The organism is Streptomyces sp. NPDC087263, from assembly GCF_044744645.1.
Taxonomy (GTDB): domain Bacteria; phylum Actinomycetota; class Actinomycetes; order Streptomycetales; family Streptomycetaceae; genus Streptomyces.
In genome coordinates this window covers 1-23,674 of the sequence record NZ_JBIUYT010000015.1, presented here as the reverse complement: position 1 = coordinate 23,674, position 23,674 = coordinate 1, and the positions used below count along the sequence as shown (strand labels likewise).

14 protein-coding genes are annotated in these 23,674 nt (G+C 71.6%); 7 read left to right on the top strand and 7 right to left on the bottom strand.

What is annotated here, in order from left to right:
• Positions 1 to 74 precede the first annotated feature (74 nt).
• Positions 75 to 1,019, top strand: coding sequence for an aldo/keto reductase (locus ACIPC1_RS36570; RefSeq protein ID WP_402525226.1), 945 nt, complete (start codon positions 75 to 77; stop codon positions 1,017 to 1,019).
• Positions 1,020 to 1,043: 24 nt separating this feature from the next.
• On the opposite strand, the gene ACIPC1_RS36565 is transcribed toward ACIPC1_RS36570, so the two are convergent.
• From ACIPC1_RS36565 to ACIPC1_RS36550, 4 genes are all read right to left on the bottom strand, one after another.
• Positions 1,044 to 2,378, bottom strand: coding sequence for a PrsW family intramembrane metalloprotease (locus ACIPC1_RS36565; RefSeq protein WP_402525223.1), 1,335 nt, complete (start codon positions 2,376 to 2,378; stop codon positions 1,044 to 1,046).
• Between the two features lie 81 nt (positions 2,379 to 2,459).
• Positions 2,460 to 3,269 (bottom strand): tRNA (guanosine(46)-N7)-methyltransferase TrmB, encoded by an 810-nt coding sequence (gene trmB / locus ACIPC1_RS36560; protein ID WP_402525221.1) that lies wholly within the window; start codon positions 3,267 to 3,269, stop codon positions 2,460 to 2,462.
• A 212-nt stretch (positions 3,270 to 3,481) separates the two neighbouring features.
• Positions 3,482 to 4,696, bottom strand: coding sequence for an L-2-hydroxyglutarate oxidase (lhgO, locus tag ACIPC1_RS36555; protein ID WP_402525219.1), 1,215 nt, complete (start codon positions 4,694 to 4,696; stop codon positions 3,482 to 3,484).
• A 174-nt stretch (positions 4,697 to 4,870) separates the two neighbouring features.
• Complete coding sequence (locus ACIPC1_RS36550; protein WP_384387746.1) at positions 4,871 to 6,292, bottom strand: MFS transporter; 1,422 nt, start codon at positions 6,290 to 6,292, stop codon at positions 4,871 to 4,873.
• Positions 6,293 to 7,141: 849 nt separating this feature from the next.
• Between ACIPC1_RS36550 and ACIPC1_RS36545 the strand changes: the two genes are divergently transcribed.
• Together ACIPC1_RS36545 and ACIPC1_RS36540 are read left to right on the top strand one after the other, a co-directional pair.
• The gene (locus tag ACIPC1_RS36545) at positions 7,142 to 9,238 is read left to right on the top strand and encodes an asparagine synthase-related protein (RefSeq protein WP_402525216.1); all 2,097 of its coding nucleotides are present in this window, start codon (positions 7,142 to 7,144) and stop codon (positions 9,236 to 9,238) included.
• A 559-nt stretch (positions 9,239 to 9,797) separates the two neighbouring features.
• A complete protein-coding gene (locus ACIPC1_RS36540) occupies positions 9,798 to 13,250 on the top strand; it encodes an AfsR/SARP family transcriptional regulator (protein WP_402525213.1) in 3,453 nt (1,150 codons plus the stop codon).
• A 185-nt stretch (positions 13,251 to 13,435) separates the two neighbouring features.
• Here ACIPC1_RS36540 and ACIPC1_RS36535 read toward each other — a convergent pair whose 3' ends face one another.
• The gene (locus tag ACIPC1_RS36535) at positions 13,436 to 15,463 is read right to left on the bottom strand and encodes a sigma-70 family RNA polymerase sigma factor (RefSeq protein WP_402525210.1); all 2,028 of its coding nucleotides are present in this window, start codon (positions 15,461 to 15,463) and stop codon (positions 13,436 to 13,438) included.
• 426 nt (positions 15,464 to 15,889) lie between these two features.
• A complete protein-coding gene (locus tag ACIPC1_RS36530; RefSeq protein WP_402525208.1) occupies positions 15,890 to 16,669 on the bottom strand; it encodes a TetR/AcrR family transcriptional regulator in 780 nt (259 codons plus the stop codon).
• 375 nt (positions 16,670 to 17,044) lie between these two features.
• Between ACIPC1_RS36530 and ACIPC1_RS36525 the strand changes: the two genes are divergently transcribed.
• The 3 genes from ACIPC1_RS36525 (at position 17,045) to ACIPC1_RS36515 (ending at position 21,255) form a co-directional block, all read left to right on the top strand.
• Positions 17,045 to 18,421 (top strand): NAD(P)/FAD-dependent oxidoreductase, encoded by a 1,377-nt coding sequence (locus ACIPC1_RS36525; protein ID WP_402525205.1) that lies wholly within the window; start codon positions 17,045 to 17,047, stop codon positions 18,419 to 18,421.
• Between the two features lie 123 nt (positions 18,422 to 18,544).
• Positions 18,545 to 20,191: a SpoIIE family protein phosphatase gene (locus ACIPC1_RS36520; RefSeq protein ID WP_402525203.1), complete on the top strand. Its 1,647-nt coding sequence runs from the start codon at positions 18,545 to 18,547 to the stop codon at positions 20,189 to 20,191.
• A 236-nt stretch (positions 20,192 to 20,427) separates the two neighbouring features.
• Positions 20,428 to 21,255, top strand: coding sequence for a class I SAM-dependent methyltransferase (locus ACIPC1_RS36515; RefSeq protein ID WP_402525200.1), 828 nt, complete (start codon positions 20,428 to 20,430; stop codon positions 21,253 to 21,255).
• Positions 21,256 to 21,316: 61 nt separating this feature from the next.
• On the opposite strand, the gene ACIPC1_RS36510 is transcribed toward ACIPC1_RS36515, so the two are convergent.
• A complete protein-coding gene (locus tag ACIPC1_RS36510) occupies positions 21,317 to 22,588 on the bottom strand; it encodes an MFS transporter (protein WP_402525198.1) in 1,272 nt (423 codons plus the stop codon).
• Positions 22,589 to 22,745: 157 nt separating this feature from the next.
• Between ACIPC1_RS36510 and ACIPC1_RS36505 the strand changes: the two genes are divergently transcribed.
• Complete coding sequence (locus tag ACIPC1_RS36505; protein ID WP_402525196.1) at positions 22,746 to 23,294, top strand: MarR family winged helix-turn-helix transcriptional regulator; 549 nt, start codon at positions 22,746 to 22,748, stop codon at positions 23,292 to 23,294.
• Positions 23,295 to 23,674: the final 380 nt, after the last annotated feature.

Below are 23,674 nucleotides of genomic sequence, written 5' to 3'. Positions count from 1 at the left end.
ATCCCCCCGACGTCAGGGCTGCCGGTCAGGTACGTGCGGAATACAGTCATCCGCTCAGGGCGTTGAATCCTGGCATGACTTCTCTTCGCAAGCTTGGTTCGTCGGACCTCGAGGTCTTCCCGCTCGCCCTCGGCGGCAACATCTGGGGCTGGACCGTCGACGAGGCACAGTCCTTCGCCGTGCTCGACGCGTACGCGGCCGCCGGCGGCAACTTCCTCGACACCGCCGACTCGTACTCGGCGTGGATCGAGGGACACAAGGGCGGTGAGTCCGAGACCATCATCGGCAAGTGGGTCAAGGCGCGCGGCAACCGCTCCGACATCGTGATCGCCACCAAGGTCAGCCAGCACCCCGACTACCCGGGGCTGTCCGGCGACAACATCAAGGCCGCGGCCGACGCGTCGCTGCGCCGTCTGGACACCGACTACATCGACCTCTACTTCACGCACTTCGACAAGCCCGAGGTGCCGGTCGAGGAGATCATCGGCGCCCTCGACGAGCTGGTGAAGGCCGGCAAGGTGCTCAACATCGCGGCATCCAACATCTCGCCCGAGCGGCTCCAGGAGTCCCTGGACCTCTCCGACCGCGAGGGCCTCGCCCGCTACGTCGCCCTCCAGCCGGAGTACAACCTGGTCTCGCGCGACACCTACGAGGGTCCGCTCCGCGACATCGCCTCCCGCTCGGGCCTGGCGGCCGTCCCGTACTACGGCCTCGCGTCCGGCTTCCTCACCGGCAAGTACCGCCCGGGTACGACGGTCGACTCGCCGCGTGCGGCGGGCGCGGCCAAGCACCTGGAGACCGACCGGGGCCCGCGTGTGCTGGCCGCCCTCGACGAGGTCGCCCAGACCCACGACGTCCCGGTCGCCACCGTCGCCCTGGCCTGGCTCGCCGCCCAGCCGACGGTCGCGGCGCCGATCGCCTCCGCGCGGTCCGTGGAGCAGCTTTCGGCACTGCTGGGAGTGGCGGACCTCGTCCTCACGGACGCGGAGCTGGGCAGGCTGACGGAGGCGTCGGCGTAATCAGTCGCCGCGGTACCTGACGTACTACGAGCGGTACGGGTTGTACGCGGGGTACGGCGTCGCCGTCCCGTAGGGCTGCCAGTAGGGCTCGGTGTGCGCGGGCGCGTACCCGTACGTGGGCCAGGGCGGCGGCGGGACCGCTGCCGCTGCCCGGGCCGCGTACGCCAGGGCCGGGCGGGCGATCTCGCGGCGGCGCCACAGCTCGTGGAGCAACTCCCGCTCCCGTACGACGAAGTCGGCGCCCGCGCGGCCGTCGCGCCCCCGGTGCCGCAGGAACGCCAGCGAGGTCGCGTACGCCTCGTACTCGGCGACGGAGCGGGCGGCGGGCTTGCCGAGATGGCGGGCGGCGTACCTGCGGGCGATCCGGCGCGCCTGCATCGAGCCGAGCGCGTACGGCTCGGGCACGGACAGCCAGCCGGCGGCGGCGTACGCGGGCAGTTCCGCACGCACGGTGCGCAGTTCCCGCTGCCGGGTCCAGATGATCAGCCCGGTCAGCAGGGCGAACGCGGGCACCATGAACGTGGCGTACACCGCGAAGAAGCCGAACTCGCCGAAACTCGACGAGCCGTTCCACATAGCGTGCATGCCCATGGCGAGCAGGAGCCCGGCGAGGGGCAGCAGGACGCGGCGCACATGGTGGCGTTCGGCGGACAGGGCCGCGATGCCGAAGCCGATGCCGGTCAGGACCGTGAACAGCGGGTGCGCGAAGGGTGACATCACCACGCGGACGAAGAAGGTGGCGGCGGTGACCGACATGAGCCCGCGGTCGCCGCTGAGCTGGTCGGTGCCGAAGGCGGTGCCGAGGTAGAGGATGTTCTCGGTGAAGGCGAAGCCGGTGGCGGTGACCCCGGCTATGACGACCCCGTCGACGATCCCGGTGAAGTCCCGCCTGCGGAAGAGGAAGACCAGCAGGACGGCAGCCGCCTTCGCGGACTCCTCCACGATGGGCGCTATGACGGTCGCGCCGAGGGTGTCGGCATTCGTCGGGTCGGCGGTGGCCGTCGCTATCCATCGCGTCGCGAAACTGTTGGCGACGATCGCTATGAGCGCGGCGGCGCAGGCACCCCAGGCGAAGGCGAAGAGCAGGTTCCGCCAGGGGCCCGGGTCGACGCGGTCCAGCCAGCGGAACGCGGCGATCAGGAGTGGGACGGGGAGTACGGCGAGACCGAGGCCGACCAGGAAGCCCTCGGTGCCGGTCTGCTGGCGGACGAGGGCAAGGATCACCAGCCCGGATATCGCGAGCAGGGTGACCAGCGCGCCGTAACGCACCCACCTTCTCCGCCACCAGTGCGCACGCTGCCGCGGTGCACCGTCGGCGGGGCCGGCGGGGTGCGTCGGGTACGGAGGGCTGGTGGCCACGGCATCGACCCTAACGAGGGAGGGGCGCTGCCCGCGACGGTGCATGGTGTCCGGTGTGGTGGCCGGTGCCGTCTTGGGGGATCAGTCGCCGACGGATTGCTGGTCCCGGTGCTGTACGCGCCGGAACAGCAGGTCGTTCACCACATGACCCTTGTCCAGTCCCTGGCCCTCGAAACGGGTCAGCGGCCGGAAGTCCGGACGTGGCGCGTAACCGCCGTCGGGCCGGGTGTTCTCGAAGTCGGGGTGCGCACTCAGCACTTCGAGCATCTGTTCGGCGTACGGTTCCCAGTCGGTCGCGCAGTGGATCACGGCGCCCGGTCGGAGGCGGGTCGCGGCGAGACCGAGGAACTCCGGCTGGATCAGCCGCCGCTTGTGGTGCCGCTTCTTGGGCCAGGGGTCGGGGAAGTACACGCGCAGGCCACTCAGGGAGTCCGGTGTGAGCATCTCCCTGAGCAGGATGATCGCGTCGCCGTTGGCCACCCGGATGTTGGACAGCCCGTTCCGGTCCGCGAGATTGAGCAGGTTGCCCTGGCCGGGGGTGTGGACGTCGACCGCCAGGATCCCGGTCTCCGGGTCCTCGGCCGCCATCTGCGCGGTGGCCTCGCCCATCCCGAACCCGATCTCCAGTACGACGGGACCCTCGCCGCCGAACAGCTCCGCGAGGTCCAGCGTGCGCTGCCCGTCGATATCCAGGCCCCATTTGGGCCACAGCCGCTGCAACGCGTCCGCCTGCCCGATCGTCACCCGGCTCCGGCGCGGCTGAAAACTCCGAATCCGCCGCTCGAAGTGGGACCCGGCGGGATCGGGCTTCGGCCCGTCGGGGAAACGGGGCTCGCCCTTGGGGCGGGGGACTTGGGGGGAGGCGTTGGGCTCAGACACAGTGGGGTTCATTTTACGGGGGGCGGGGGCTGGGGGTTTCAGCCCGTCCGGCGTTTGAGGACGAGGCCGTTCAGGCCGAGGGTGGGGGTCTGGGGGCGGCAGCCCCCAGGTACGGGACGGGTAGGGGCGGAAGGGCGAACCAGCGTCCATGAGCGGTTCCGCCGCAGGGCCCGGGCGGCGAACCAGCGTCCATGAGCGGTTCCGCCGCGGGGCCCGGGCCGCCCTCACGTCCCCGCCAGCGCCCCCAGTGCCCGCCGGGCAACCTCCCGCCCGATCGGCAGCGAAGCCGTGGCCGCGGGCGACGGCGCGTTCAGCACGTGTACCGTCCGGGGCCCCTCCCGGATGAGGAAGTCGTCCACCAGGGTGCCGTCACGGAGCACCGCCTGCGCCCGGACCCCGGCACGGGCGGCCACAAGGTCGCCCTCGGTCACCGCGGGCAACAGCCGCCGCACGGCCCCCGTGAACGCGCGCTTGGACACCGACCGCCGTAGCTCCCCCACCCCGTACCGCCAGTGCCGCCGCGCTATCCGCCAGGCCCCGGGCCACGCCAGTGTCGCGCCCAGCTCAAGCGGACGTACGACACCCCACCCGTACCCCTCCCGGGCGAGCGCGGGCACCGCGTTGGGTCCGATGTGCACGCCCCCGTCGATTCCCCGGGTGAGATGCACCCCGAGGAAGGGGAACGCCGGGTCGGGCACGGGATACACCAGCCCATGGACGAGCTCGGGCCGCGCCAGCGTGTAGTACTCGCCACGGAAGGGCACGATCCGCATCCCGGGATCGTCTCCCGCAAGCCGGGCGATCTCGTCGCAGTGCAGCCCCGCGCAGTTGACCAGCACGCGCCCGCGGACAACCGCCCCGTCGGCCATGCGGACGGCGGCGCCGAGTCCGGAGCGCCGGTCGATACGGACGACGTCCGCGCCGTACCGGATCTCCGCGCCGGAGGACTCCGCGAGCTGCCGTGCCACCGCGACGAAGTCGCAGATCCCGGTCGTGCCGACATGGATGGCGGCGAGCCCGCGCACCTCGGGCTCATACTCCGCTATCTGGGCGGGGCCCAGCTCCCGCACCGGAATGCCGTTCTCCCGGCCGCGCTGGACCAGTCCGTGCAGCCGGGGCAGCTCGGCCTTCTCGGTGGCGACGATCAGCTTGCCGGTGACGGCGTGCGCGATGTCGTACTCCGCACAGAACTTGACCATCTCGGCGGCGCCCCGCACCGCGTACCGCGCCTTCAGGGAGCCCGGGCGGTAGTAGATCCCGCTGTGGATCACCCCGCTGTTGCGCCCCGTCTGGTGGCGGGCCGGGGCACGCTCCTTCTCCAGCACCGTGACCCGGGTGCCGGGCGCCGCGCGCGTGATCGCATACGCCGTGGACAGCCCGACGATCCCGCCGCCGATCACCAGCACATCGCAGTCGTACCCGCTCCGCACCCGCACCACCTCCCGGCTTCAAGAGTGCACTGCGCCACTGACAATGCCTTCAAACCAGGGGAGGCGGCCCAAGGAGCCCCGCAGGGGCGACCAGGGGCGCGGGGAACCTCGCGACCAGCCACTGATCACCCGCGCTCCGAAGGCGGCACCAGCCAGGCAGACGCGTCCCCAACCTCACAGGACCTAGGCCGGTGCCATGAGCAGCGGCCGCGCCCGCTCCCGCAGCTCCACCACGCGCGGTTCGTCGCCGTAGGGCTCCAGCCGGTGCAGGAGGTCCTTCACGTACTCCGTGGTGCGCGCGGAGGAGATGCGCCCGGCGACCTCCACCGCTCGGACGCCCTGCTCGCAGGCCGCGTCCAGATTGCCCGACTCCAGTTCGGCGACCGCCGAGACCACCAGCCGCAGACCGTGGGAGCGTACGAACTCCTCGGTCGGCTGCGACAGCGCCTGCTCGGTGAAGCGGCGCACCTGGCGTGGTGCCTTGAGATCGCGGTAGCACTCGGCGGCGTCGGCGGCGAAACGGTCGTACGAGTAGAAGCCGAGCCAGGAAGGGTCGTTGTCACCGTCCCGGGCCCGCTCCAGCCAGCCTTCGGCGGCCCGCAGGGCCGCGCCGGCCGCATGGGCGTCACCGGTGCGTGCGTGCGCGCGTGCCTCGACGAGCCGGAAGAAGCTCATGTTGCGGGCGGTGGCCAGGCCGCGGTTGCGCTCCAGGGCGGCCTGGGCGAGGTCGACGCCCTCGTCGCCGAAGCCGCGGTAGGTCGCCTGGAGGGACATGGAGGCCAGTACGTAGCCCCCCAGGGGCACGTCGGCGGCCGCCCGGGCCAGCCGCAGGGCCTGGATGTAGTAGCGCTGGGCGGCTTCCTGCTGGCCGGTGTCGAAGGCCATCCACCCGGCGAGGCGGGTGAGTTCGGCACTCGCCCCGAACAGGGCCCTGCCGACCTCGTCGGAGTACGAGCCGAGCAGCAGCGGCGCCGCCTCCACCCTCAAGCACTCGGGCACCATGGAGGAACGCCAGTCGCCGCCCCCGTACTTGGAGTCCCAGCGCCTGGCGTCCTCGGCTGCCTCGCGCAGCTTCAGCACATCGCTGTGGCCGACTTTCTGCGGCGCTCCGGAGCCCTCACCGGGGCTCGCCTCGCGCGCCACCGAGCTGTCGGCCGGGGTTATCAGCCACCGCGAAGCGGGAGTTGCGTAAGCGCTCACTGCGAACGATCCGGCGAGCGACTGCCAGATACCGCCGCCGGCCCGGCGCCCGGCGAGGTCGAGGCGGTACAGCTCCGTCGCCGACCGCACCGCCTGCCCGACGTCACGAGGGAAGGCGAGACCCACCTCCGGCGCGGGATCCGCGTCCGCCAGGCCGATCTCGTGGAGCGGCACGGGACGGCCGAGTTTCTGGCCGATCGCGGCCGCGATGAGGTGCGGCGCGGCACCTTGGGGCACCATTCCCTTCGACACCCAGCGCGCCACCGACGTCTTGTCGTAGCGAAGAGTCAACCCGCGTTGAGCGCCAAGATCGTTGACGCGACGCGCGAGTCCTGCGTTGCTGATTCCCGCGAGGGCGAGAACGGTGCCGAGTTTTTCGTTCGGCCCGCGTTGCTCCCTGGACATGCGCCACCCCTCGACACAGACGGCTGCCGCGCTGGCATAACCACCCGGCATTCGTAAACCCAGCGTAGTTCGCTGCATCCCAAGCGTTAAGGGGCGTAGTTCCGGATGGCGGGATTGTGGTCCGTACGACAGTACGGACGGTTGCGGTGTGCTCCCGTTGTGTGGCTGTGCGCCCGTCCGTGCGCTCTTCTCCGGCCACCGGGGGAGCGCTTCCATGGATGATGCGTGGGTCGGCCCGCTGTACTGGATCCAGTGGGCTGGGGGACACCGCCGCCTACATCCCCGCGGGCGGCGGACCGGTCCGGGAGGCGAACTCCGCCTCCCGGACTGTGCGTTGGCGAAGCGGTGCGGAAGGCCTGTACGGAGCGTGTGCGGACCTGACCGCCAAAAGCCGATTTGGCTGAAAATCAACGGTGGTCTTTGCGGGCAATTAGCGCTCCTACCACGTCACTTGAGGGCGCACGGGGTGTTTTTGGGGAGTGTATCGGGGGCGCATTCACGTCGCAGATTCGGTGGTGGTTGGTTATCGGTCCGTCTCCGGACGGTCGCGGATCTGCTGCCCGACGGTCGCGGGTCCGCTGCGGTCGGTCGTTGGTCGGTTGCCGGTCGGTCGCGGGTCGGTCCTCGTTCCGTCGCTCGCTCGTCCGTCGCTCGTCCGTCGATCGTTCGGTGCCGGTATGTCCTCGGTGTCTTGCTGTCGACTTGCTCCTGACGGGCTCAATACACCCCTACGGGGGCGCACTTCAGGGAGCGCAAGCCGCCCCAGGTGCCCTCCCGTGTGCCTCCTTCGTGGCAGCATGGTGCCCGTTCGTACGGTGCACTGGTTGTCCACAGCCTGTGGAGGCGGCGATGCGATGGTTGGTGGGGTGGAGCAGCACCGTCGCCAGAGCGCCTGAAATCGGCTCGGCGGGTGCCACGGGAAGCGACGGGGAGACCGTTCACCCGGTGGGTTCCCAACTCCTGTGGGGCGACCCCGATCCGCTCTGGGCCGTCGGCGACTGGCGCCCCGACGAGGTCCGCGTCGTGAAGGCCGACGAGCAGAACCGGATGGCCGTCCTCGGCGTCTGCGGAGCCTCCGACGAAGAACTGCGGGTGGGACTCTTCGCCGCGCGCGGCGGCGCACTTCGCCATCTCACCGCCTGGTCCGGCAGCTACACCGCCGTCGTCCAGGTCGGCCGCCGCCTCATGGTCGCGGGCGACCTCGCGGGCGCAAGGCCCGTCTTCTACACCCCCTGGGCGGGCGGTACGGCGTACGCGACCGCCGCCCTGCCGCTGGCCGACCTCATCGAGGCCAACCTCGACTTCGGGCACCTGGCGGCGATGCTGGCCGCCCCCGACGTACCGGCCGCGGTGCAGGACTCGACCCCGTACGAGGGCGTACGGCGCATTCCGCCGGGGCATGCGCTGATCCTGCGCGCCGGGGCGCGCGAGATCGCAAGCTACGAGCAGACCACCTCCCTCGCCGTCGCCACCCCCTCGGCCGATCCCATCAGCGCGGTGGACGCCGTACGCGACGCCCTTGTAGAGGCCGTACGCGCCCGTCTCGCCGCGCCCCGGCACGTGCCGGGGACCGATGTGGACCCCGGGCCCGTGCCCGGCATGGGGCCCGCCGAGCGGCGGGCCGCGCGCGGGATGCCCGTCCCGGGGATCGGCGCCGACCTCTCCGGAGGGCCTGCCTCGGCCACGCTGGCGCTGCTCGCGGCGGGGCTCCCTGGGGCGCCCGGGACAGTCCTGGGGCACGGCACGGGCGCCGGTGAGCGTCTCCTGGCGGTCACTTTCAACGACCTCGCCGTCGGCGGGCGGGAATCGGAGCTGGAACGGGCGGGCTCGCTGGCCGCGAATCCCCGGCTCCACCATGTGGTGGTCACCGGGGGCGAGGAGACGCTCCCTTACGCCGACCTGGAGGGGCCGCTCACCGACGAGCCGGGGCCGTCCCTCGTGACCGCCGCGCGGCACCGGGCCCGGCTGTCCTCCGGGAGCGCGGATCACTTCACGGGGTACGGCGCCCGGCAGGTCATGGACGCCCACCCGGCCCGGCTCGCCGACCTCCTGATGGACCGCAAACGCCGTCACCTGGTGAAGCCCGTCGCCGCGCTCACCAAGGCGGACGGGTCCGTCATGGTCCCCGCGCGCGTGTACGGCGCGGCACGCAAGCTCGCCCGTACGCCGTACCGCACCGGGGTCGACGTCCTCGCCGACCGCCTGATGCAGCGCCGGTTCGACGAGCCGGGCGGTGCCGTCGGGGCCTCGCTCGCGGCGCTCACCTGGGCCAGACCCGGGCCCGCCGCGCGCTGGCTCACCGGTGAGGCGCTGGCTGAAGTATCGGTTCGCCTACAGGTTGTCTCGGGCCGGGCCGGCGTCGGTCCCGGGCAGCGGCCGGGCGACTTCCGCGCGCGAGCCGCCCTCGCGCGCCACGCGTCCGATCTGCGCGTCCTGGAGCAGGCCGCCGAGGTCCGTTTCCAGCGGCTGCACACGCCGTTCCTCGACAACCAGGTCGTCCGCGCGTGCCGTGCCCTTCCAGAGGCACTGCGGGTTCAGCCCGGCGCCCGGGCCGCGATCCTCCGTACGGTGCTGGAGGGGGCCGGGGTGGGGGATCTGCCGCCCGGATGGGGCGCGCCGTCCCACGCCTCCTCGGCGGCTGCCGCACGTACGGGGCTGCGGGTCGCCGCGGATTCCCTGATCGCTCTGTTCGACACGCCTCTGCTGGCGCAGGCCGGGCTGGTGGAGGCACGCGTCGTCCGCAAGGCGCTGCGCGCGGCCGCCTCGGGGGAGCCGCTGCCCTTGGACGGGCTGGCGGATCTCGTCTCCCTTGAGGTGTGGTTGCGGCGGTTGCTGGGTCGGCGGGGGACCTGTTGGACGGGGACGCCCGCTCGGCAGCGGGCGGTGCCGGCGGGGATTGTGCCGCAGGGGCGGGCGTTGGGTGCGGGGGCTGCCCGCCGGGGTTAGCTGGCCGGTGCCTTGTGCCGGTGCCCGTGGGTGCGCGCTGTCCGGTGCGGGTGCGTGTGCCGTCTGGTGGGTGGGTCGGGGGCGTGCCGGTACGTCCCGCCCGTCGCCGCCGGATCAGACGTTGGGCAAGGGGTGGCGGGTCCGGTGACGCGGGCGTACGCGACGGGCATGTGGACGTACCGGCACGCCCCCTTCCGTCGTCGTTCGGCTGCGGGCCGTGGGGGTTCCGATCGCCGCCCCACTTGCGTTTCCACCCACCCATCCATCCGCGGGGTTCGGAGCTTGAGGTCGAGGTGGTGCCATCCCGGGTCCCACCCACCTGAGGGAGTTTTCCTGTGCCGTCGTGGGTCGGGGAGAGATTTTCAGCCTGTCCGGCGTTTGAGGACGAGCGTGTTCAGCGCGATGCGGGGGTCTGGGGGCGGCAGCCTCCAGGTACGGGACGGGTAGGGGCGGAGGGGGCGAAAGAAGGTTGTGGTTGGTCGTCCGCGTCGGGGTATCTCGGGGGCTCGCCGGAGAAAAGGCGGTGCTGCGGAGGGGTGGGGGCGGGGAGAATGGGTGGGTGCGGTACGGGATTCTGGGGGTGACCCAGGTGGAGGACGACCGGGGGGCCCTGGTGGCGGTGGGCGGCCCCCGGGTCCGCGCACTGCTCGCAGCCCTGGCCCAACGCCCCGACCGCACGGTCACCCCGGAGACCCTGATCGACGAGGTGTGGGCCGCCGAGCCCCCACAGGACGCGCCCGCCGCACTACAGGCCCTGGTCGGCCGCCTGCGCCGGGCGATCGGCAAGGACACGGTCACCTCGGAGGCAGGCGGCTACCGCCTGAGGGCCGCCAAGGACGACGTGGACCTGTTCGTCTTCGAGCACCTCGTGGCAAAGGGCAGGTCCGCACTCGCAAGCGACGACGCCACGACCGCCGCCACCCACCTGCGCGACGCCCTCGCCCTCTGGCGGGGCCCCGCCCTCGCGGACCTCCCCGACCGCACCGCCGCGACCCGCCCGGAAGCCCTGCGCGCGGAGGCGACCCGGACCCGTGTCGAGGCCGACCTGCGACTCGGCCGCGCCGATGACGTCGTACCGGAGTTGAAGGAACTGACGGAGGCTCACCCGTACGACGAAGCGCTGCACGCCCTGCTCATCCGCGCCCTGCGCGACGCCGGCCGTGGCGCGGACGCCCTGGCCGCGTTCGAGAGGACGCGGCGCCGCCTGACGGACGGGCTGGGAACGGATCCTGGGCCGGAACTCCGCGCGCTGCACGGGGAGTTGCTGGAATCCGGGGCCGAGGCCGGGGTGAGGTCGGGGAACGGGAGACCGCCCCGGACGGCGGGTGCGGAGCGGCGGGCTCAGCAGCCGACGGCTCAGGACGCGGTGGCTCAGAATCCGGCGCCCGGCGACCCCTCGCGTTCCGCCCGGAACGGCAACATTCGTCCGCGTCTGAACTCGTTCGTGGGGCGGGAACCCGAAATCGACGCCATCCGTTCGGATGTGCAGAGGGCACGACTGGTCACACTGACCGGACCGGGGGGTTCGGGCAAGACCCGTCTCGCCGAGGAAGCCGCCGCCGGGCTTCCCCAGGCGTGGCTGGTCGAGCTCGCGCCGCTCGACCGGCCGGAGGCGGTCCCCGGTGCCGTGGTCAGCGCCCTCGGTCTGCGCGAAACCGTGCTGATCACCAACGAGATGGCGGGACCTCAGGACGACCCGGTCGCCCTGCTCGTCGAGTACTGCGCGCCGCGCAACCAGCTCCTGATCCTTGACAACTGTGAACACGTCATAGGCGCCGCCGCCGAACTCGCCGAAACCCTGCTGACGCACTGCCCCGGGCTCACGATCCTCGCCACCAGTCGTGAACCCCTTGGCGTGCCGGGCGAGTTGCTGCGCCCGGTCGAGCCCCTGCCGCCCGATCCGGCGCGCCGCCTCTTCCTGGAGCGGGCGTCGGCCGTCCGTCCCGACGCGGACGCCGAGTTCCACGACTCGGCGGCGGTGGACGAGATCTGTCGGCGGCTCGACGGTCTGCCCCTGGCCATCGAGCTGGCTGCCGCGCGGCTACGGCTGCTCACGGCCCGGCAGATCGCCGACCGGCTCGACGACCGCTTCCGGCTCCTCACCTCCGGAAGCCGCACGGTGCTGCCCCGCCAGCAGACCCTGCGCGCCGTCGTCGACTGGTCCTGGGACCTGCTCGACGAGCGGGAGCGGACCGTTCTGCGCGAGGCGTCCGTCTTCGCGGGCGGCTGGGACCTGGTGGCCGCGGAGGCGGTGTGTACCGGCCCCGCAGCCGACCTCGTCGGCTCGCTCGTGGACAAGTCCCTGATCGTCGCAACGGCGTACGACGGAGGCGGGGAGGAAGGCGGGGGAGGCGGCGGCATGAGGTATCGCATGCTGGAGACGATCCATGAGTACGCCGCCGAGCGCGCCGCCGAGGTTCCCGAGCAGCGTGCCGAGGCCGAGCGGCGCCATCGCGCGTGGGTGCGCGCGCTGGTCGAGGAGGCCGAGCCGCTGCTGCGCTCCGCCGAGCAACTGCCGTGGATCCGGCGGCTGGAGACCGAGCTCGACAACATCCGGGCGGCCGTCTACCGCACCGTTCTCGTCCGTGACGAGGAGGAGGCCGGCGCCCTCGTCCTCGCCATGGGCTGGTTCTGGTGGCTGCGCAACTTCCGCCGCGAGGGCGCGGAGTGGACGGACCTGGTGCTGCGGCTGTGCGCGGTCAGCGCCGGCGTCACTCCGTCCGCCCCCGGTCGGTGCGGCAGGCCGGGCGACTCTCCCGACCGCGACCAGGACGCACCCCTCGCCTTCCTGGCCGCCGTCGACCCGGTGGCGGCCTTCCTCGAAGCCCCCGCATCCGCCCCCGACCACGACGAGCATCACCCGCTGTACGCCATGCGGATGAGGCTGCGCATGCTGTACCTGTTCATGAAGGTGGAGATCGACCCGCTGGCCGGGCAGGAGGACGGGCCGATGCGGGAGTACACCGCGCGTGTGCGGTCCGTCTTCGAAAAGGGTGGCCCGGAAGCGGCAATTCTCCCTGGCATCATCTGGCCACTGGCCGCCTACTACATGGGCAGCACGGAGGACCTGCGGCCCGCCATGGACGCCGCGATCGCCAACTGCCGTCTGTACGGCGGTGAGTGGGAGGTCGGCTTCATCCTGATGTTCCGTACGCACCTGGCCGTCGACGCCCCCGGCGGGATGCCCGGCGTGGACGACGACCTGGCCGAGCTGCGCGTGCTCAGCCGCCGGGTGGGCGACCGCTGGATGCGGGCCCTGGTGTGCAGCGCGGCCGGTGAGGCGGCCATGTCACGCAGTCTCTTCGACGAGGCGAAGGGGGAGTACGAGGAGGCGCTGCGGCTCTCCTTCGAGGTGGGCGCGTACGCCGAGACGCCCTTCCTCACGGCGCGGCTGGCCGAGATCGCCTATCGCGAGGGCGATCGTTCCCGGGCGCTGGCGGCTCTGGACGAGGCGAGCGCCGCGTCCGATCGGTACGGGGTGCCGGACGCCCGTGCGTTCGTCCACCTGCTGCGGGCCCAGGTCGCCCTGGACGACGGGGAGGTCGCCCTCGCCCACGAAATGTACGAGCAGGCACGCGTGGAGGGCTTCCGCGGTACCCCGCCTCCGCAGTTCATGGCGGCACTGGACTTGGTCGACGCGGTCATCACGGCCGCCCGGTGCGGCCCGGAGCACGGTCTGCGGAAGCTGTCCGACGCCCTGCCGGCGGCGGTGTCCGGACGCTGCGCCGATGTGGTGCTGGCCGCCCTCGTCGACTGCGCCGCCGGCCTTCTCTCCGAGCTGGGCGACCATCCGCGTGCGGCCCGTCTGCTCGGTGTCGGTACGCGATGGCGGGGCGGCCATCCCCGGTGTGCCCAGGAGCGTACGGCGGCCGAGCGCACGGAGGCCGCCGCGATCACAGCCCTCGGCCCCGTCCGCTACAGGTCCGAGCGCGCCGCGGGCGCCGACTTCACCCGGGACGACGCCCAGCGGGACATGGCCGGGGCGCTGAAGGAATATCCCGCCGACGTCTAGTTGGCTGGCTCGGAGGAGCATTCCGTCGACGGAGTATCCCGTCGACGTCTAGCTATGCGGATTTGAGAAGCACTTCGCCGACGCGTGGCTAGCCGGCTCTGCGGAGCACCCGACGCCTGACCGCGCGGCTGGGCGGAGCACCTCGCCGACCGCTACCCCTGTTCGCGCCGCCCACCCACCCGAACTCACTCGCACAGGAACTTCGACTCCGCCCAGTCCGCCAGTGCCGTCGAGTCGAGGACGGAGTGGGGCTCGACGACGAGGCGGATGGTCTTGCGGCCGGCGAGGTTCACATGGAGGGGGATCGCCTGGTCGCCGCCCTTGACGAGCGGCGACTGCCACATGCGGGAGCCGTCCGCGTACACGGAGAAGCGCACCTGGCCCAGGCCCAGTGTCATGTCGTCGATGCCGACCACGGCGTCGTACGCCGAGCAGTTGCGGTTGAGGTCGATGGTGACGGAGGAGTGGCCGTGGACGGTCACCCCGTGCACGTACTGCTTGTCCGCGATCGACACCCCGAAGCGCTGCCACACCCAACTGCTCTCGCCGAGCCGCATCTCGGGCTTGGTGCCGTCGCCGTTGACGTTGTAGTCCAGCTCGCTCCACTGGTAGACGACCGGCGCGGGCGGAGGCGGCGGTGTCGGAGTGGGGGGCGGGGGAGGCGTCGGCCTGGGCGTGGGCTTCGGCTTCGCCGGGGTGGGCGACGGCTTGGGCGTGGGTGTGGGCTTCGGGGTGGGGGTGGGCGTCGGAGTGGGGGTGGGTTCAGGTGCCGCCACCACAGGCGGCTTGGGCGCGGGTGCCTTCTTCGGCGGCTTGGGCGACGGCAGGGGTACCTCGGCGGCGGGCGAGGTGGCCGGCTTGGCCTCGGGCTTCTTGGGCGGTGTCTCGTTGCCGGCCAGGGCGAGCGCCAGCGCCGCCGCGGCCACCGCGACGACACCCGCGGCGATACCGGCCTTGACCGGCGCGCCCAGCCCCTCCGAGGCGGCCGCGCCGCCACCCGCGCTCGCCCCGCCGGAGCTGCCGCCCGCCGCGGCGGCCGCACCTGCCGCACCCGCGCCGGCCCCACCGGCGATGAGCGCGGCGGCCTTTGCGTACCCGGCGGCACCGAACCAGCCGATGACCGCGATCGGCACGAGCGACGGGATCCCGCTGGCGACTTCCTTGATCTGGCCCGCCGCCAGGCGGCACTTGGCGCACTCATCCAAGTGCTTGCGCAGCCCGCGCTCGGCGCGCATCCGCAGCCCGCCGCGGGCGTGGGCGCCGAGCCGGTCGGCGTAGCGCGCGCACTCCTCGTCCATGGTGAGCGTGGCGCTCACATGCGCCTGGAGGTAGGCCTGCTTGAGGCCTTCGCGGGCGCGACTGGCCAGCACCCGCGTGCCGTTGGCGTCGAGCCCGAAGAGGGTGGCGACATCGCTCGGCGACTCGTCCTCGACCTCGGTGTGCCACAGCACGGCCTGCCAGCGCTCCGGCAGCGACCGGAACGCCTGCATGGCCATGGACTGCTCGGCCTCGTGCATCGCGCGCACATCCGCGCCGAGGTCGAGAGTGTCGTCGTCGGACACCTCCGAGCTCCGGGCGGCCTGCGCGGCGAACACCGCGAAGTCCTCGACCAGTTGCTCCCGCTTCGCCGTCTTCGTCCAGTTCGCGGCGACCCGGCGGACGGTCGTGAGCAGATACGCGCGTACGGCGTGCTCGGGGCCACTGCCGCCGCGTACGGCCTGCAGCATGCGGGCGAACACCTCGGCCGTGAGGTCGTCCGCGGTGTGCGTGTCACGGCAGCAGGTGCGGGCGTACCGGCGCACGGCCTCGGCATGGCGCCGGTACAGCCCCTCGTACGCCGTGTCGTCACCCGCGCGCATCCGCTCGATCAGATCGGCGTCGGACGACGGCAGATCGGCCGGAGAGAGATCGATCGGAGAGAGATCGGCCGGAGACGACGGATCGAACGGAGGCGGGTCGAACGGAGGGGGCAGGACGCTGCCGCCGTCCCGCCGGTCGAACCGGTCCCGCTGCGGCGGAACGCTGGGATCGGTCCCGCTGTCCGAGGGCGCGGCACCCGGAGTGCCGCCCTGCGGACCGCCCTGTGGACCGCCCTGTGGACCATCTTGCGGACCACCCTGGCTGGGTACCTGTTGCGACGGCAGCCCGCCGGTCTCCGTGCCGCCGTCCGCGCCACCGTCACCGAGTGACTCGTCCCGCCCGTCAAAGCTCATCGCGGAAAGCCCCCGCCTGCACACTCGGACCCGAATACGGGCAAGACTGCCACAGGCACAAGGGGCTTGACGCCCCCGTGGGGACCTACCACTCGTCCGTGGGGACTTCCCATACGCCAGCACTAGCCGTCACTCTTTTGGGGAATAGTCAACAAACGGCTCCCGGCAGGGAGTTGGCGCCGCGCCTGGAATGTCCGAAGCGTGACCGGTGGGCCCGGTGGGCCCGGTGGGCCCGGTGGGCCCGGTGGACCCGGTGGACCCGGTGGACCCGGTGCGCGAGTGACGAAGTGACGCAGCACCCGCGCCCGGACAGAACCAGGTGCTCGTGGTGGCTGGTGGTCAGTGGCTGGTCGTGGGTGGTTGGTGGTGGCGGCGGTCGGTGGTGGTTGGTGGTTGGTGGTGGCGGTCGGTGGTGGTTGGTGCCGCTCACGCCGGGCGTGAGCGCAGCCCCTCCAGCAGGATGTCGAGGAGCCGGGCCGAGGCAGCCGCCTGCTGAGCGGCGTCCGGCAGCGAGGGCGCCGCCGTCGCGATCACCAGCAGTACGTCCGCCACGGTCACGTCCGCCCGCAGCTCGCCCGCCGCACGCGCCCGCTCCACCAGCCGGCCCACCACGTCCAGCAGTTGCGCCGCACCCGCGTCGTCCGCCCCCGCGATCAGTACCTCCTCCGCGGGCACCGGCCGCTGCTCGACGAGCCGCAGTTCGGAGGCGGGTTGGGACCGCTGCTGCGGCACCCGTGCGTCCTCCGCCTCCGTGCCGTCCTCCGCGACGCCGACCCGCAGCACCTGCGGCGGCAGCAGCCGCCCGGCGCCCGAGGCCACCGACGTGCGCAGGAAGCGCGAGAGCGCCGACCACGGCTCGTCCTCCTGCCCGAGCGCCGCCCGCGCCTGGTCCGTCAGCCGGGAGGTCTCCTCCTCGGCTATCCGGCGGACCAGGACGTCCTTGCTCGGGAAGCGTCGGTACACCGTGCCCACGCCGACCCGGGCGCGCCGCGCCACGTCCTCCATGGGCGCGCCGTATCCCAGCTCGCCGAAGACCTCGCGCGCCGCGCGCAGTACGTGTTCCAGATTGCGCTGTGCGTCCACGCGAAGCGGTGTCGTACGCGATCCGGTGCCCGGACCGCGGCCGTCGCCGCCCGCTGCCGCGCCGACGATGCCACCGGACGCGGTGGCAGACGCGGATGACCAATGAGATTCCTGAATGTGCATAAGCGTTCCCCCGGTAATGACGTCTCCCCCCGGAGACTCTCCCCGCCATCGGCAGCCGGAGCGCGCGGAACAAGCTTGTGTGCACGAGTCCGTCGTACGAACTCGTCGAGCGCATCCCCCTACACCCCGTCGACACACGAACATAGTTGAGAGGGGGTCAATTCAGAAGGGGCAGGTTCCGCACGGAGCGCCCCCCGATCGGAGTACGGGTCGTTTACGTCCCCATTGCTCCTCCCTCAGGTACCCCTTACATCCTCGCTGACCTGCGCTTCTTCCTCATAAGTCGGCAATTCGGGCCGCCCTCCGCGTCGGCGGTGGCCGGTCACACAAATTGTCGAGGCTGTGGACAAACTCCAGTGCCGGGTGCGTCATGGGGTGGTGAAGGAACGTGCGCGCATTCTCATGGTCGGCGGCGGCTACGTCGGGATGTACACCGCTCTGCGGCTCCAGCAGAAGTTGAAGTCCGAACTTAAACGGGGCGAGGTCGAGATCACCGTCGTCACCCCGGACCCGTATATGACCTATCAGCCGTTCCTCCCGGAGGCCGCCGCGGGCTCGATCTCGCCGCGCCACGTGGTCGTCCCGCTGCGCCGGGTCCTGGACCGGTGCCGGATCGTCATCGGCGAGGCCCAGTCGATCGACCACGCCAAGCGCACCGTGACCCTCACGACCCTCGCCGGCGAGGAAGAGGGCGCCGGCGCGGAACACCTCTCGTACGACGAACTGGTCCTCGCCCCCGGCTCGATCTCGCGCACCCTCCCGATCCCCGGTCTCGCCGAGTACGCCATCGGCTTCAAGACCGTCGAGGAGGCCATCGGCCTGCGCAACCACGTCATCGAGCAGATGGACATCGCGTCCTCCACCCGCGACCCCGCGATCCGCGACGCGGCCCTGACCTTCGTCTTCGTAGGAGGCGGCTACGCGGGCGTGGAGGCCCTCGGCGAGCTGGAGGACATGGCCCGCTACACCGCGCGCTACTACCACAACGTCCAGCCCGAGGACATGAAGTGGATCCTCGTCGAGGCCTCGAACCGCATCCTCCCCGAGGTCGGCGAGGAGATGGGCAAGTACACGGTCACCCAGCTGCGCCGCCGCAACATCGACGTACGACTGGACACCCGCCTCGACTCCTGCGCGGACCGGATCGCCGTCCTCAGCGATGGCGCCCGCTTCCCGACCCGTACGGTCGTGTGGACCGCCGGAGTGAAACCGCACCCGGTCCTCGCCGCGAGCGATCTCCCGCTGAACGAGCGCGGCCGCCTCAAGTGCACCCCCCAGCTGACCGTCGACGGCACCACGCACGCGTGGGCCGCGGGAGACGCCGCCGCCGTCCCCGACGTCACCGCGGAGCCCGGCACCGAGACGGCCCCCAACGCCCAGCACGCGGTACGCCAGGCCAGGGTCCTCGGCGACAACATCGTGCACTCCCTGCGCGGCGAGGAGCTCGAAACGTACTCCCACAAGTACGTCGGTTCGGTCGCCTCCCTCGGGCTGCACAAGGGTGTCGCGTACGTCTACGGGCGCAAGCTGAAGGGCTATCCTGCCTGGTTCATGCACCGCGTCTACCACCTGAGCAGGGTGCCCACCTTCAACCGCAAGGCCCGTGTGCTCGCCGAATGGATCCTGTCGGGGCTCTTCAAGAGGGAGATCGTCTCTCTCGGTTCGCTCGAACATCCCCGCGCGGAGTTCGAACTCGCGGCCGGTGGAAAGCATCCTCTCGACCCGAAGCTCGGCCCGAAGGGGTCGTCCTGACCGGACCCTGGAACTCCACCGGTCAGGCCGGCGTCTGACGGATGTCGGTCCGGTCGGCCAGACTGGTCCACGACCCAGGCGGGCCCACCGCTCGCCCTTCTAACCCACGAGGCCCTTCCCACAGTGAACTTCACGCGCTGGAGCGCCCGGCTCCCCGGAACGCAGCGCCGCACCGCGGCGCAGACCGAACACCCGGTCTCCCCGGACCTGCGAGGGGAAGGCGCTCCCGTGCCGGCGGCCCGCGCCGAGCAGCTGACCGACGACGCGCCGCCCGTGCCCGCCGTCGACGAACTGCCGGTCCGCGACGTCCTCGACCGCGTCCCGGCCCTCGTCGCTCTCGTCCACGGCCCCGAACACCGCGTCGCGTACGTCAACGACTCCTACACGGCGGCCTTCGGCGTACGACCGGTCGGCGAGCCCGCCTGCGAGGCGCTCCCCGAGCTGGACGAGCTCGGCCTGCTCCCGCTCCTGGACCAGGTCCTGCGCAGCGCCAAGTCCCGCACGGTCAAGTCCCGCAAGACCTCCAACGGCCGCTCGTACACCTTCACCTGCACCCCCGTCGACACCTCCCCCAAGGGCCACGGCGGCGGCGTACTGATCTTCGCGACCGACGTCACCGACCACGCCGAGGCCGCCGAGCGGCTGCGCGCCAGCGAGCGCAGCCAGCGCGAGACCGCCGTCACCCTCCAGCGCTCGCTGCTCCCGCAGGAGCTGGAGGAGCCCGACGACCTGCGCATCGCGGCCACCTACCAGCCCGGCGGCACGGAGGCCGCGGTCGGCGGCGACTGGTACGACGTGATCACCCTCGGCGGCGGCCGCACCGCGCTCGTCATCGGCGACGTCATGGGCCGCGGGGTGCGCGCCGCGGCGGTCATGGGCCAGCTGCGCACCGCCGTACGCGCGTACGCCCGCCTCGACCTGCCCCCGCACGAGGTCCTGCAACTCCTCGACGGCCTCGCGACTGAGATCGACGCCAACCAGATCGCCACCTGCGTGTACGCCGTCCACGACCCGAACGAGGGGCGGCTGATCTACGCTTCCGCGGGCCACCTCCCGATTCTCGTCCGGGACGAGAGCGGCACCGTCGTGCGCGCCGACGAACCCACAGGACCGCCGCTCGGCACCGGCGGCTGGCTGCACGCCTCCGGCTCGGTCCCACTCGGCCCCGGCTCGACGGCCGTCCTCTACACCGACGGCCTCGTCGAGCGCCGCGACGAGGACCTCGACGAGGGAATCGCCTCCCTGGAGCGTGCCCTCTCCGGTGCCACCGGCACCCCCCAGGTCGTCTGCGACCGACTGGTCCGCTCGTTGGGCGTCACCGCCGACCACGACGACGACGTGGCCGTCCTGGTCCTCCAGCACCCCGCCCGTACGGGCCCGGACGGCGACCTCTTCCGCAACGCCGCCCTGGAGCTGCTCGGCGGCGTGGAAGCCGCTCCACGCGCGCGTGCCTTCGCCTCCGGCGTCCTGACGAGCTGGCGCTTCCCGGCCGACCTCCAGGACCTCGGCGTCCTCGCCGCCAGCGAACTTGTCGCCAACTCCCTCCAGCACGGCACCCCGCCCATGCGCCTGCGGCTGCGCCGCACCGACCGCCGCCTGATCATCGAGGTCACCGACGGCGACGACCACCTCCCCCGCCGCCGCCGCGCCGAACCCGCCGACGAGGCAGGCCGCGGCATCGCCATCGTCGCCACGATCGCCTCCGGCTGGGGGTCGCGGCGTACCCCGGGCGGGGGGAAGGCGGTGTGGTGCGAGTTCGCGTTGAAGTAGTCAGCCCGTCCGGCGTTTGAGCACGAGCGCGTGAGCGCGAAGCGAGGGTCTGGGGGCGGCAGCCCCCAGGTACGGGACGGGCAGGGGCGGAGGGGGCGAAAAACCCACCTCCGGCACCCACCTCCGGCACCCACCTCCGGCACCCACCTCCGGCACCCACCCCCGGCACCCACCCCCGGCACCCATCCCTGCGCGCCACCTAGCCCCCCACCCCACCCGGTGCTAGTAGCTCACCCATGGCAGACGAAACGGGTTTTCAGCTCAGCGGCAGCGCGCCTGAGCGATACGAGCAGTACGCCGCGCCGATCATGGCGCCCTTCGTCGCGGCGATCCTCGACGCAGCGGACCTGACCCCGGGCGCCACGGTCCTCGACCTCGCCTGCGGCACCGGCTTCGTGGCCCGCGCCGCAGCCGCCCGGGTCGGCCCCGCCGGCCGCGTCTCGGGCGCGGACATCAACGAAGGCATGCTGAGGGTCGCGAAGGCACGCGCACCCCGCATGTACCCGGACATCGAGTTCACGGAGGCCTCCGCGGACGAACTCCCCTACCAGGACGCCACCTTCGACGCGGTCGTCTGCCAGCAGGGAGTCCAGTTCTTCCCCGACCTGCGTGCGGCCCTCACGGAGGCGGCCCGGGTCACCCGCCCCGGCGGACACTTCGCGGCCACCGCCTGGGCGGACAGGAAGCTGATCCCGTACTTCGTGGCCCAGTACGAAGCGGTCAAGAAGTACGTGGCTCCACATTTGGCTCCGGAAGTCGTCGCGAGCTACGAAGCCGCCTTCTCCGGCACCCCCGACGGCCTCACCACCACCCTCCGCGAGGCCGGCTTCCACGATGTCACCGTCCACGAGGTCACCTTCGGCATCGCCCTCCCGCCCCTCGCCGACTACGCCGCGGGCCAGCTCTCCTCGGTGCCCTGGGGCCAGGCGATCGTCGACCACGGCGGCCACGAAGCCCTCGTACAGGCAGGCCGAGCGGTCCACACCCACCTCAAGGACCGCACCGCCCCGGACGGCAGTGCGACCCTCCCCTTCGCGGCCAACCTGGTGACCGGGATCCGCTGACGACAAGCGAAACGGCCGCCACCACTTCGAGAAGTGGTGGCGGCCGTTGTGTGTCCGTCCGTCAGGCCGCGGCCCGCACCGGCTCCGCCGGAACTCCACCCTGCGCGACCACCCGGCTCCTCGCGAGCGACGGCTGATTCTGTACGGGCGTGAGCTGCCGGCCCAGCCGGATCGCGAGGTAGGTGATGCCTAGCGAGAACAGTAGAAACGTCACGACGTACGGCCCGTGCAGCGAGGCCCCCATCGGACCGCCCACCGCCGGACCGACCGCCAGCGCGAGCTGCTTCACCAGCGCGAAGGCCGAGTTGTACTGCCCCGCCATGCCCGCCGGCGCCAGATCGGCGACCAGCGGCGCGACGGTCGGCGACAGCATCGCCTCACCAAGCCCGAAGAGGGCGTACGTCGAGACGAACGCGGCGGTGGCCATGGTCTGGCTGCCGTGCCCGAGGCCCGCATAGCCGGCCGTCAGCCATGCGACCGCCCAGATGAGCCCCACCGCGGCGATCACCCGCGACCGCTTCCGGCGCTCCACGAACTTGAGGACCGCGAACTGCGCGACCACGATCATCGCGGTGTTCGCCGCCATCGCCGTACCGAGCGCGGAGGTGGAGATCCCGGCCGCCTCGACGCCGTACGCGGAGAGCCCCGACTCGAACTGTCCGTAGCAGGCGAAGAACAACACGAAGCCCAGCACGGACAGCTGCACCATGGCCCGGTTGCCGAGCAGCTGCTTCCAACTGCCGCCCCTGGCCTGCGGCGCACCCTCGATCTTCGGTGTGTGCGGCAACCGCACGGTCGACATGATCACGACCAGCAGCAGGAACATCGCCGCCTCGATCGAGAAAAGCAGCGTGAACGAACTCGCGCGCGAGGTGTCGACGATATGGCCGCCGATGAGTCCTCCGACGCCGAGTCCCAGGTTCTGCAGGAAGAACTGCGTCGCGAACGCACGCGACCGGGTGTCCGCCGAGGAGCAGTCCACGATCATCGTCGCGAGCGCCGGCGACATCACGGCCTGGCCGGCACCGAGCGTGGCCGCCGACAGCACCACGGTCGTGGCACTGTTCGCGAGCCCGAGGCTCAGCGCTCCGAGGGAGGCCGTGACCAGGGCGACGAGCAGGACCGGCAGCGGGCCGCGCCGGACGATGGCCCGCCCGGCGAACGGCAGTACGACGAGAGCGGCCACGGCGAAGACGGCGAGCACGACGCCCGCCGTCATGGAGCCGAGTCCCCGCACCTGCGCCACGTAGACGTAGAGGAAGGGGACGGTAAAGCCGAGCCCGAACGCGCTGAGTGCGTTGCCCACATGGATCCGGCGCATCGCTGCGCCCATCGCCCTGGTCACTTTTCACCTGCCCTGGTCGTGAGGTCCTCAGAGCGCATGACCGTGCAAGGGTGCAGACCTGAAGACTTCAAAGCTAAAGTTAGGATCTAAACAATACACATCGAAGGACTTCAACGGCAAGCGAGCCCGTGCGATACTTCGCCCCATGGGCGACACCCCCGGCGTCAGCGAGCCGACACTCGACGAGCAGATCGCCGCGTACCAGCGAGAGTTCCGGGACCTCGACCCCCAGGTCGAGAAGATCGTCTCGGCCCTCTCCCGCCTCAACCGGCGGATGAACGTCGCCTATGGACGCCAGACCGCGGCACTCGGCATCAGCAACGCCGAGTGGGAGGTGCTCAAGGCCCTGGTTGTTTCCGGTGCCCCCTACCGCATGGGCCCGAGCGACCTCGCCAAGGTGCTGGGTCTGACCCCGGCCGCGATGACCCACCGCATCGACCGCATGGTCGGAGAGGGGCTGGTCACCCGGGAGCGCGACGAGTCGAACCGCGTACGCGTCATCGTGGAGCTCACCGACGAGGGCCGCGAGAAGTGGCTGGAGGTCATGCGCCTCGCCTCGGGCTTCGAGGAGGAGCTGCTCCAGGACCTCTCCGCCGAGGAACGCGGTGTCCTCGGCGAGGTTCTGACCCGCCTCCTCCGCCGTGTGGAGCACGCCCAGCCGGATGCCGGCGGCCGTCTCACCGACCTGGATTAAAGATCTTGACAGGGCAGGTTGACACCCCCACGCCCGACGCGTAAGGTTCTTCGAGTTGCCACGGAGCCGTAACGGTTCTGCGGTAACACCTTCGCCGCAAAAGCGGCAACCAAACCACCAGTACGATCTCCCACCGGGGTTCAATTCGGTGTGCCCGAATTCAATTCGATTTGGGCGCGACAGCTCGATTAGGAGCTGCCGCGAGGATCCGCTAAAGTTTGAGACGTCGGAACGGCCCAACGGCCGCAAAGACAAACCCCGCTGACTGGGAATCAGGCCCGAAAGGGTCTGATAGAGTCGGAAACGCAAGACCGAAGGGAAACGCCCGGAGGAAAGCCTGAGAGAGTCTCTCGGGTGAGTACGAAGGAAGTGTCCGTTCC